This is a genomic window from Dapis hubbardiae BLCC-M172 (assembly GCF_050016015.1).
GTDB lineage: Bacteria > Cyanobacteriota > Cyanobacteriia > Cyanobacteriales > Microcoleaceae > Trichodesmium.
The window spans coordinates 1-11,339 of record NZ_JBNHEQ010000255.1 but is presented as its reverse complement, the minus strand read 5'-3'; the positions used below and the strand labels follow the sequence as shown (position 1 = coordinate 11,339).

Below are 11,339 nucleotides of genomic sequence, written 5' to 3'. Positions count from 1 at the left end.
TTTTGAGAGGGAACAATAGTCCAAACTACTCTTTGCGGGAATTTACCCAATCCTTGATTTCCCGCAAGGCATAGTTGTACACTTTACGAGATATTTCCAACCAATGGAGCATAGTTTGCTCTTGGATGGGGTCGGGGTGAAGTCGATAGCGATAGTTGATGGTTAGAGTCATACAAAAATTCTAACACAGAATGATTACTCTATACCTCTATATCTATACTGTTGCAGATTTTCCGGGATTGACCGGAAAAAATCTGCAAGAGGTGTCCATGTATCCCGACGCTCATCTTTCAGATAGAGCGCGGGACTTATAGCCCCTCAAACTCCCCATCAGTTAAAATCTCCATCCAGGCAAAAATAATTGGAAAACTCCCAAAGTTAAGAAAAATCTTTTTTCAATGGAGTCTTAAGGGGGAGTAGCCTCATTAACTGAAGCGACAAAAGAATTAGATAGAGAGGATTCAACAACACATAACGTTGCCAAAGACGATTTGGCTCTTGTAGCAAACGAAAAAACCATTCCAAACCAAACTTTTGCATCCAAGATGGAGCTTGGGGAACATTACCTGCATGAAAATCAAAAGCAGCACCCACACAAACTAAAGCAGAATCTAAATTTTGACTTTTTTCAAAAGCCCAAGCCTCTTGCCGAGGGCAACCCAAACCAATAAATACAATACCTGCCCCAGAATCTTTAATTTGTTGAATATATTCAGCATCTTCTTCTGGAGTTAGAGAGCGAAAGGGTGGAGAAATAGTTCCAGCAATAGTTAAGTTAGGAAATTTGTCTTGAAGATTTTGCTGCAAACTTTCCAAAACTTGAGGAATTGAGCCATAGAGAAAAATACCAATATTTTCATTAGCTGCTGCAGCACAAAGATGTAACATTAACGTCGGACCATAAACCCGATCGCTCAGATGAGGCCGATCAGGTTTGCGTAATAAATTCATTGCCCAACCTACAGGTTGACCATCAGGAACAACTAGAGTAAATTGATTCAGGCGATCGCCATGACCTTTTGGATCGAGATAACCAGTCATAATACCATGTACTGGGGTCGGAGCAACAGTACAAGATTGTCTTACTTTAGCAGAGTTAATAATAAATTATGTACAGTCGTAGTAATTAGTGTGACTAACTCCTATACCTAAAACACTGGTTTTGCTTGGGGGAGTTAAAGAAGATGGGTAGTTTGTCATTTTTTATCTATAAACCAATTAAGTTAAATTTTTAGAAGCGATCGCCAACTTATAGATATCCATCAACTGCCGATAATTTTCTTGGGCAGTATACTTTGCCTCAAACTCAGCCCTAGCTTTCAAACGCATTTTTCTTAATTCTTCTGGATAAGCCAGAGCATATTCTACCTGTCTAATTAAATCTTCTCGATCGCCTGGACGAAATAATAAACCAGTACAACCTGAGTCTACCAATTCAGCAATTGCCCCAATATTAGCAGCAATAACAGGAGTTCCTTTAGCAAAAGCCTCAACTGCCACTCGCCCAAAAGTTTCATACCATTGAGAGGGAAAAATCAAAAACTTTGCCTCTCCTACCAGTTCATAAACTTCTTCCAAACCTCGCCTACCTAACCATTCTACATTAGGAAGTCTGGATGCAGCCTCTTGGATTTTGGATGCTAAAGGACCATCTCCAACTATTTTTAAAGGTATCTTCTCTCCCAAATATTCCCAAGCCTCCAACAAAGTATCCAATCCTTTTTCTGGCGACAAACGCCCTACAAAAAAAGCATATCCTCCGCTTCCTTTTCCAACTGCAGGATTAGTAGAGACAAAATTAGGCTTAACAACAATTTTTTTTCCTGGTAAACCTGTCTGAATAAACTTCTGACGGGCAAACTCCGTGAGAGTAATGTAAATATCCACCATCTTCATCCAAGTTGGCAAGATACGATGTACAGTTTGCATTGCTGCTACTACCATAGTACCTGCCCGATTCTCCCGATAGCAAGCGTGGACTATACCAGGCCAAGGGATAAATTTATTCATACAATCTTCACAAACCAGTCCATTCCGGAAAAAGTAGGAATTAGCACACATCAGGCGGTAGTTACGCAAAGATTGAACAACTGGAACTCCTTCTGTTTTAGCAGCATAATAAACCGATGGAGAAATAAGAGGAAAAAAGTTCTGGACATGAATTAAATCATAAGAATTTTGTTTGAGTTTCTGTCTAACTATTTTATAGCTTTCTTGTGACCAAATAGTTCTAATAGCTACACGAATTTTACCTAATTCTGGGACGCGATCGTTAGTATCTTCATAAACATCAACTTCGTGACCATTTTCTATTAATAATCTTTGTTCTGCCTCGCGAGATTCATCTTCCCCACCTCGAATTTGATAGCGATTATGTATACTTAAAATGCGCATAATTTTTTCAATAAATTCATTCAAACTATAGCAGTCATATTTGGGTTATAAATAAAAAAAATATAATTAGGGGTAATCTGAAAGCGTCATGGGAAACAGCCATAATAATTTGAGTTTTTTAGTATTGGTTAGTAGTGCTGATTTTCAAATTAAGTATCAATGAAAAAAAGGTAGTTCTAAATAGGGTTTACTGAAAAAGTATTATGGATGAGGGTAGGATTCAGGATGAATGGGAATTTTACAGGAGACAGGAGGAATAATTATCCCTTAATTTTTCTGCCTCGCGCCAACTAAAAATCCTCACTTTATGCAGCTCTTTAGAAGGAAAACCTTGTACTTTTTCCAGACATAAAAAGACACCTTATTTCCTGTCAATGCTTTGAGATTTAATCAGCAAGCCCTAAATATTTCATTAATTGATAATGGATATTTATGCTCATAAATAAAAATCATTACTTATTTACCACTACCATATTTTTTATGTATTCTTAGTTTTTTACCAAAAAATGAGGTCTAAAGCCTCCCCTTTTAAGGGGATGGAAAAAATATTTAACTCAGTATTTCAAGCCTCCGACTTTAGTCGGAGGTTAACTGATAACTGATAACTGATAACTGATAACTGATAACTGAAATGACCAATCCTATATATATTAGTATAATACTTTTTTATAATTATCTAATGCCCTCTCAGCAATTTTATTCCACTGTAAATTTTTCAGTACATAACGTCTTCCTGCCATTCCCATTTCTTCCCATTCTGAACGACGTTCTAAAAGTTCTTCCAAACCTTCTTTTATACTAGCTACTTCTGGCTGAACAACTACTCCACAGCCACTAGATTTTACATGAGATGCTATACCCCCAACTTCTGAAACTAATAATACTCTACCAGCCAGCATTGCTTCTAATGCAGACAAACCAAAACCTTCAAAACGGGAGGGTAGACAAAAGATATCGTAGTTAGCAATTATGGAAGTAGGAGAAACATCAAAATCTGGATTTAAAAAAGATAAATTGTCACAAATCAAAAGTTTTTTACCCTTTTCTTCCAGCATTTTTCTGTCTCCAAAATCAGGACCTTGAATTATTAATTTATATTTAGAGCTAGTATCTTTTTTTCTGACAATTTTTGCGAAAGCTTCCACAAGTAAATCCAACCCTTTATTGTGAGCATCTATTCTACCTAAAAATAACAATTTTGCAGGAGTATCCTGTCGCCATTCCAATTTTGATTCTGGCAAAACATCTTCTGCATGAAAACCATTAGGTAGTTCAATAATAGACGTATTAACACCTAAATTTCTGAGAAATTCCCCATGACGAATATCTAATACTTGTACTGCTTTTGCTTGCCTTAACATAGGTCTTTCTAGAAAATACCAGTAAGGGAATTTTAGATATGATTTATTGCTAAAAATATCAGGATTATAGGGGTCGTGAGGCCAGGTAATATAATCAATTCCACACTTTTTTAGAAAGCGGGATAGAGAGTAAGCACTAGGATTAAATATACCGCTAATAACAACTAAATCTGGTTTAGACTTTTCTTGAATATATTTTTTTAAGCCAGATGCCAGAGAAAAAATTGCCCCTTTTTTAGATAGATTAGCAAAACATTTAATTTCATAGCCTTTCTCAGTTTTTATAAAATTATCCTGATATCCTTCGCATAAGATAGTTACCTTATTTCCGCACTCTGTTAACCCAAAAGCTAAACCATCCACAGCTTTACTCATACCCCGATTTAAAGGTTCGCCGCAAGGAGGAAATATTTTGAGGTATAAAACTATATTCATTATGATTTAATTAATAGACATCTCCAGAAAATAAATAAACCTTTGAGTTTAGATATGCTAAAGAAAGAAAAATTAACCATAAAAAATCCTTTTTCATGCCTTTTTTCATAAAAATATCTTGCCTTTTTCCCGTTACCGAAATAATTAATAATTAAACAATTAAATAATTAGACCATTCAGGTTTAAAGCCTCCCCTTTCAAGGGGAAAAAAATAAATCTGTTCCTTATTCGTCAATCCTCTCCCTTTTAGGGAGAGGTAATTATCAATTATCAATTATCAATTATCAATTATCAATTAATGAACTGTTCCCTGTTCCCTACTCCTCCAAAAAATATATATCTTTTTCACGCCTAGGTCTAATGTATAAATAATAGAGTTGTCGCTAATATAGAGGCAAAAAATAGCTCAAACCTAGACAGGACAATATTTACCAGCGTTTTTACTTTGCAATAGCTATAATTCTTATACCATTTTCATAAAATATTGCTACAGTGACAGAACAAGTAAAAGGAGATAAGGAACGCCGGAACTAGGAAAGATAAATAGACAAAAAATGGAGGAAAAAACTTTAATTTTGACAATGAATGCAAGCCATAAAGTATTCAACTTTAGAAATAAATCACAAATTGGAATGTAACAGCCTTTTTTGAATTTGGTATTACAGAACAAGGTTTTTAGGGATTTTTTAAGTTATAAAGCGACAAGTCTAATAAGCAAAATTTTTACTTACAAAGCGCTGCTAATTCTTCGTATAAATTCATCCATAAATTAGCCTTAACCCTCCAATTGTATGTTTGTTTAATTCTCTCTTCTGCTGCTTTTCCCATCCTCATCCTTAAATCTGAATTTCTAGCTAAAACAGTCATTGCATCGGCAAGTTTACTCACTATTTCATCAACATAGGTAGCAACTATTTTAAAACCTGTTTCCTCTGGAACCATTTTTCCAGGTCCTCCTAAATCAAGACAAACCACTGGTCGCCTAGCTGCCATTGCTTCCAAACATACCAACCCTCCAGATTCATGCAGACTTGGATGAAGCAGTACATGACAATCTCCTAGCTTGTGCCAAGTTTCATCCCGCGCAAGCCATCCCCAAAACTTAACTTGGGAAGAAATACCCAGTTTCTCAGCTTGTTGGTAAAGGGACTGTTGATAAGGCCCCTCACCTACAACCCAATATTCTGCTCGATCTAACTTAGCCAAAGCAAAAGCCTGGAATCCCAATTGAAAGCCTTTCCAATGAAGAATGCGCCCGATGCTAATAAATCTTATCGGAGAAGAGGGGGCAGAAGGTAGCCTCTGTAAAAAGTCTATTTCTCCTTGCTGTAGTCCACACTGTTCTAATACCTTAACCTTTTTTGCTTTTAATAACCGCAATCTACTTGCCGTTTCTTCTGTAGTGGCAAAAGCAAAAGTGCTACGTTCAGCAGTTATCTTAACAAAGCGATCCCTTTCTCCTAGCCATCTAGCAAAATCTCTTACTGTTTCGTAAATTTTTTCCCTAAAGTTATAAGCTTTCCATAACTGTTTCGGTGTCGACTCTCCCCCGCCTACTGGTCCCCAAATAAAAGGTACTGGAAGCAGGGCAATGAAGCTAGGGTTCCAGTAACGACAATAGGTTACATGATGCATCATATCGAAACCAATTTCGCGATGCAGCTTTTTAGCGATGAAATAGATGCCAATTTGCCACAGATAGTAGTGTAGTTGCACGCCTCTATTCTTCTTGTACCACCATCTAGCCCACGGAGGTAGGTCGTAATAGATAAAGTATGCCCCAGGACAGGGATTTTCGATCAGTTCTGCTTCTATACTAGGACGATTATCTTCCCTAGTAATGACTCAAACTTGGTGTCGTTTTGCTAATACCTGCACCATATTCCAGCCTACTGCTGGTTCTGACCCAGTATAAGGCATACAAGCGTAGCTAGATATTAGGATTTTCATAGACTACGTTTAAACCTCTGCTTTTTTAGAGGTTAATTGTACTTGTATCCATTTTGTTAGCCATAAGCTCATTTTTCCCACAAAAAGTGTTGTGCCTACAAAATGCCCATATTTTGCCGTATGATAGAAAAGTTTTGTAGGTATGTAGTAGGGAGATTTTTTAGCCAGAAATAATTTTTGGAATGTTGTTTTTGGAGATTCACCGGGTTTAACATAATTTTCTATTTTATGAGTCTGACGAACTGGTCCTACTAATTTGGCTTTAACATCCCCGACAATACAGGCTTTAAATCCCGAACGAGTAGCTTTTAAGGTATAAGTATCATCTCCTGAATATTGAGGAAATCTTTTGGCATTAGGAGGACCGATTTTGTCATATACTTTTCTGGGAATAAGTACGCAATAACCAGACATCCCATCTACAAAATTGACTTTTCCCGGTTCTCCTTCTATTCTTTGACGACCTAAAAAACCACTAAATACAGGTATATTTGATTCTTCTCGATAGCAAGTTGGAGCGACAATTGTATCTGGATTTTTTTGGGAAAATTCTATTAATAATGACACGGTATTTGAGTCGGGAAGACAGTCATCATTTAGCCAAATAAAGTATTCTGCACCTTGTTTATAAGCATAATTCATTCCTGTAGCGATCGCTCCTGTCCACCACAAATCTCCATCTCCAGGTAATACTATTACATCTGGATATTGAGAGTTAATATCTTCGGTAGTTCCATCTGTAGAACCATCATCTATTACTATGATATAGTATTTTTGGCTATCTCCTGTTTTTGTCAGATGTTCTAAACATCCAAGGGTTAGATGTTTACGGTTATGAACTGGTATGATTAGATAAGCTGGTTCTTTTGGTTTTTGACTTAACATTGTTCATTTTTTAAACATAACTAAAATATTACTTTCTTGGAGTTATACTAATTTATTTTGCTGACTCAAATTGAAAACTAAAATAACTGCACCCTTGATTTTTTTTTCTATCTCAAGCTAACTAGATATAGGTTTAGGCATAGCTGTAGTTCCTTTACCTGTTAACCTGCGCCACAACTTAGTTTTATAACTATTAAAATCTTCTATTTGTAATGCTAATTCTGCTGATAGTCCTGTAAAATTTTTGGCATCGTCAAGAAACTTTCTCCTAAAGAAATTCATGGGTTCTGGAAAAATACTATGCCTTGATATAAAAGGTTTTTTTCCAGACCAGTGAATTGCACTAGCTTCTTTTTGTTCTACAGCTATATTATTTTCTACAGGAAAACGTTCTTTTAATTCCTCCAGTGCAAAATTAGAAACAATAGTTTGCATTGGTTTTTGTTCCAAGCGAATTTTACCACGATCTACAGCCCAGAAAATCATTAAATTTAGTATACCCTGATCCATGCCGTAAAACAAATTTGGTTGGGACAACCTCAATTCAAGTAATTCTCGATACTCATCTAAATCAAATATTCCTCGCTTGGCAAAATATACCCCGGTACAAAAGTAAGGACGATTTCGCCAATTAAAATCTGGAAAATACTTTTCTATTTTTGGTCCGTTAAACATCCATTGGCAAATAGCTTGGTCAGAAAAATTATTTTTGGGGCGGTCAATAACCATATCAAAGTCTTGAAAATTACCCCATTTCAGTAAATCACCCCAAACTACCATATCTGCATCCAGATAAAGGAAATATTCCCACGGGCTTTCCCAAAAAGCAATCATTTTAGTTGAGGATTTCCATTTTTTATCTCTGAGACATTCATTGATAGTATGAGAACGATAAATAACTTGAACCCCATAGGTTTTTTCTAAATCTTCTACTGAAAATGAACCATCAACAATTAGACAAATAGGAACATCTTTTAAAAAATGTCTAATACTGGCACAACAGCCTTTTGCAAAGCAGTAATCTTTTTCATAAGTAGCTACAATAATGCCAAAATTTTCCATCCTATCTACTCCTAGTCCTAGTATTTATCAAAAAAAATAATTTTCTCCACTTTTAGGACTTGTACCCCAATAATACACCTCTGTCATAACAAGCAATAGTCCTAATTTTAAGCTAATATCTTGAATGTCTAATCTGTGAATTATGTCCTTGAACAGTTGAACATATTTTGTATTAACTAAATCTATTCTATGGGATACTACTAAAGTAGTTCTAGTCAATATTTGTTTGACGTACAATGACACAACCAAATACAGACTCACTTAATAGAGAATTTCATATAGACATACTTAAAAGATTTAACTGGTTGTACTCTCTCAAACCTAAATCTTTGGCAAATAGTATGAAACGCCTAATGGCACCAGATGAAAGACGTCGCATAATTGATACTGGTATCGGGATTCGTTTTTATGCAGATCCACTAACCCATTTGGGACGAAAAATAATTCTGGATAGCAGATACGAGGAAAATACAGTTGAAACTTTCCGTTCTGAAATTAAGTCTGGACAAGTTGTCGTTGATGTTGGTGCGAATGAAGGAGGGATGCTTTCAATATATCCCTTGATTATCAAAGTAAAAGGGTGCATCTCATATAGCAATCCTAAATTAGGTCGCGGGTAATCAAAAAGTAGATAAAAAACTTGAAACTCTTCCCTGTTCCCAGTTAAGAGTTCCCTAAAAAGCAGTAAGATTTTTGCCACGAATAAAATAGGAATGCTATATAGCAATCCTAAATAGGTCGTAACAAGTTTTATAATAGTTAAAAAGAGCTGAAAAGCTTGAAAATTCTGTACGTCGCCAACCCGACGGCTCCCCTACCTGACTTCCCATCCACCGCAGGGGTTAGGGGTGGGTTGACTCCTAACTACTCCCAAAATACTACATTCGATTAGAGGAATGCTTTTTTTGCAAAAATACTTTTTCCCTATTCCTTGTTCTCTGTTTCCTATTCCCTAAAAACGATAAATTTTAGGCTTTCTTGAAAATTGAGATGCACTCAAAGTAAAGTTTCTATTAGTTTTTTCTTTTTGCCCTAATCCACATATCACGATTTGGATATTTGGGAAAGAAATTAAAAGAAGAACTCTTATTTGGCAAGACAAATTTTGCCGTCTGTTTGATTAAGTTTTGAACATTAAATTCTGGAAAACCAGGAAATCTATATTTTTTTATTTCTATAATTTCCAAACCTATTTTTTTAAGTATACTTACAGCAATTTCTTCTGAAACAAAACTTAAGTGATCTGGCAAATAATAAGGTTTATGATGGTCTTTACTATCTAAATTAGCTGAATCCCCAGTTTCTAATAAAATTTCTCCACCCTCCTTTAAAAGATTACACCACTTTCTTAAATCTTCAACAGGATTTGGTAAATGAGAAAAAACATTCAAAGTGGAAATAAAATCATATTTTTCTGTGTGATTTTCTAACCCCTGTTGCTGGGCAGATTTTTGCTTATTAACATTAGGCTCCAACCCTTTAGTTTTAATTTGATTATTGCTAAATATTGAAACTGCTTTGATAAATTCTCCATGACCGCAACCAATATCTAACCATTGATAATTCTGTAGATTTTTTAGTTCTTCATAACCGAAATCCCCAAGAATATGAAGATACTTTTCTACTTTATTAGGGCTAAAATTGCCAGTCATATCAAAATCTTCTTGTCCTTGATGAAGTCCTGTTTTTGCCCCTAAATCTATTTCTTCTTGAATGGGGCAAGGGTTGACATATAGTAAACCACAGTCAAGACACTTGACAAGATTAAATCCATTTTCTGTATCATAAAAATTGTATTTTTCAGAACCACAATGATAACATTTTACTTCTATTGTTTTCATAACTGAATCTCCTGCATTGTTGATAACTCAAAAAAATCAAGTTTACTTTGATCTTTAGCAAATACATAATCCTTATATAAAATCCAATAGAGATTGCTCTGTACCTGAACTATAAAGATTTAGAAAGGATATCTAGAACGAAGAGAGGTCTATGACCAGATTGTGGTCATTAATTTTGTACAACTACTTAAAGAACTTTCATAAATTAATTTTTCACAAAAAGACCATCTACCTGTAGTAATCGTCCTGTTTGTTGATTAGAAAATACAGGTTATAAACTGTACAATTCATAGCCCATCTCTTCAAGTTTATTTATCATTTATGCAAATAAAATTTTGCCTTTATAAAGAGGCATCAATGATAATTCAGTTTGAATTACTTTTACCTTAGATAAAAGTTCCTCTGCACCATTTAATACTTTTTCTTCATAACCTTGCGTATCTATTTTTAAGTACACAGATTTACTGTCTTTGATGTAATCGCTAGCAATGGTATCTAGTTTAGCTATTCTAACTTTTTATGTATCTACATAAGCTGATTTTGGCTTACTCTGCACATGAGTTTTCTCCATATCTAAGATAGAACTGCTAGAAGAATTAGAAGCAACATTAATACTAATTTCACCATCATAGTCTCCTATAACTGAACGAGGAGAAACTATCCATAAAGCATTATTCTGACTCAGACTTTGCAGCTTAAAATGAGCACTGGATAAAGGTTCAAACGATACTATTTTTCCCTGATATCCTTCTAATCGTAACCTTTTGGCATAGACTCCGATACTTGCACCTACATCGAGGACTAGATCGATATTGTAATGGGATAAAAGATATTGGATTTTAATACTGCTATCATTTGCTGGATAATATTTTCTAATTTCATAACCAAATTGTTTAGCTATTTTCTGGATTATTTTTTTCATTTATTTCCTCAATATTTTGCTAAGTTAATGTTATCTTAGTAATTTTTTTTCAAATCCAAAAATAATTTAAAACAACTCAAATACAATCTAATTTACCTTCTGTTTGAGTAAATACAGATTCCTTATCTAAACTAACTATCGATTGCCAATCCTCAAAGTTCTTAGCTTTTCCTCTATCTTTAATTTGAAACGAATTGGAAGTATCAGGATTGTACCAGGTATTATTTTCACTAATCCAACTATCTGTAAACCATTCCCAAGTTGGCTGCAAATAAATTAGAAGTTGACTAGAATTTTTACCAATAATTGTGTTATTTCTTAAAACCCAATTTTCACCATTCAAGAAATATTTATCTTTGGTATAGCCATTTTTAATTTCACGTTTATTGTTTAGATCAAATTTTATTTGAGAACGATCATTTCCACATATTAAAGGTTAAGTTGGGTATGGAGCCAGAATGGGAGGCACGTTTTGAACCTAATAGCTAT

The 11,339-nt window shown here is 34.9% G+C and carries 12 protein-coding genes; 1 reads left to right on the top strand and 11 read right to left on the bottom strand.

Annotated features, from left to right (window positions below):
- Positions 1-25: 25 nt before the first annotated feature.
- From ACP6PK_RS23930 to ACP6PK_RS23900, 7 genes are all read right to left on the bottom strand, one after another.
- Positions 26-172 (bottom strand): helix-turn-helix domain-containing protein, encoded by a 147-nt coding sequence (locus ACP6PK_RS23930; RefSeq protein WP_426563288.1) that lies wholly within the window; start codon positions 170-172, stop codon positions 26-28.
- Between the two features lie 206 nt (positions 173-378).
- A complete protein-coding gene (locus ACP6PK_RS23925) occupies positions 379-1,041 on the bottom strand; it encodes a WecB/TagA/CpsF family glycosyltransferase (RefSeq protein ID WP_426563286.1) in 663 nt (220 codons plus the stop codon).
- 177 nt (positions 1,042-1,218) lie between these two features.
- Positions 1,219-2,394, bottom strand: coding sequence for a glycosyltransferase family 4 protein (locus ACP6PK_RS23920; protein ID WP_426563284.1), 1,176 nt, complete (start codon positions 2,392-2,394; stop codon positions 1,219-1,221).
- Positions 2,395-3,044: 650 nt separating this feature from the next.
- Complete coding sequence (locus ACP6PK_RS23915; RefSeq protein ID WP_426563282.1) at positions 3,045-4,190, bottom strand: glycosyltransferase; 1,146 nt, start codon at positions 4,188-4,190, stop codon at positions 3,045-3,047.
- 723 nt (positions 4,191-4,913) lie between these two features.
- Complete coding sequence (locus ACP6PK_RS23910; RefSeq protein ID WP_426563280.1) at positions 4,914-5,906, bottom strand: glycosyltransferase family 4 protein; 993 nt, start codon at positions 5,904-5,906, stop codon at positions 4,914-4,916.
- A 243-nt stretch (positions 5,907-6,149) separates the two neighbouring features.
- Complete coding sequence (locus ACP6PK_RS23905) at positions 6,150-7,025, bottom strand: glycosyltransferase family 2 protein (RefSeq protein WP_426563278.1); 876 nt, start codon at positions 7,023-7,025, stop codon at positions 6,150-6,152.
- Positions 7,026-7,142: 117 nt separating this feature from the next.
- Positions 7,143-8,087 (bottom strand): glycosyltransferase family protein, encoded by a 945-nt coding sequence (locus ACP6PK_RS23900; protein WP_426563276.1) that lies wholly within the window; start codon positions 8,085-8,087, stop codon positions 7,143-7,145.
- 236 nt (positions 8,088-8,323) lie between these two features.
- Between ACP6PK_RS23900 and ACP6PK_RS23895 the strand changes: the two genes are divergently transcribed.
- The gene (locus ACP6PK_RS23895; RefSeq protein WP_426563274.1) at positions 8,324-8,707 is read left to right on the top strand and encodes a hypothetical protein; all 384 of its coding nucleotides are present in this window, start codon (positions 8,324-8,326) and stop codon (positions 8,705-8,707) included.
- Positions 8,708-9,100: 393 nt separating this feature from the next.
- Here the strand turns inward: ACP6PK_RS23895 and ACP6PK_RS23890 are convergent, their stop codons facing one another.
- The 4 genes from ACP6PK_RS23890 to ACP6PK_RS23875 all read right to left on the bottom strand — a co-directional run bounded on the left by ACP6PK_RS23890 (position 9,101) and on the right by ACP6PK_RS23875 (position 11,193).
- On the bottom strand, positions 9,101-9,928 hold the full coding sequence (locus ACP6PK_RS23890) for a class I SAM-dependent methyltransferase (protein ID WP_426563272.1): 828 nt from the start codon (positions 9,926-9,928) through the stop codon (positions 9,101-9,103).
- 319 nt (positions 9,929-10,247) lie between these two features.
- Entirely contained in the window at positions 10,248-10,436 is a 189-nt protein-coding gene (locus tag ACP6PK_RS23885; RefSeq protein ID WP_426563290.1) for an FkbM family methyltransferase, read from the bottom strand.
- 9 nt (positions 10,437-10,445) lie between these two features.
- A complete protein-coding gene (locus tag ACP6PK_RS23880; RefSeq protein WP_426563270.1) occupies positions 10,446-10,850 on the bottom strand; it encodes an FkbM family methyltransferase in 405 nt (134 codons plus the stop codon).
- A 76-nt stretch (positions 10,851-10,926) separates the two neighbouring features.
- A complete protein-coding gene (locus tag ACP6PK_RS23875) occupies positions 10,927-11,193 on the bottom strand; it encodes a hypothetical protein (RefSeq protein WP_426563268.1) in 267 nt (88 codons plus the stop codon).
- Positions 11,194-11,339 lie beyond the last annotated feature (146 nt).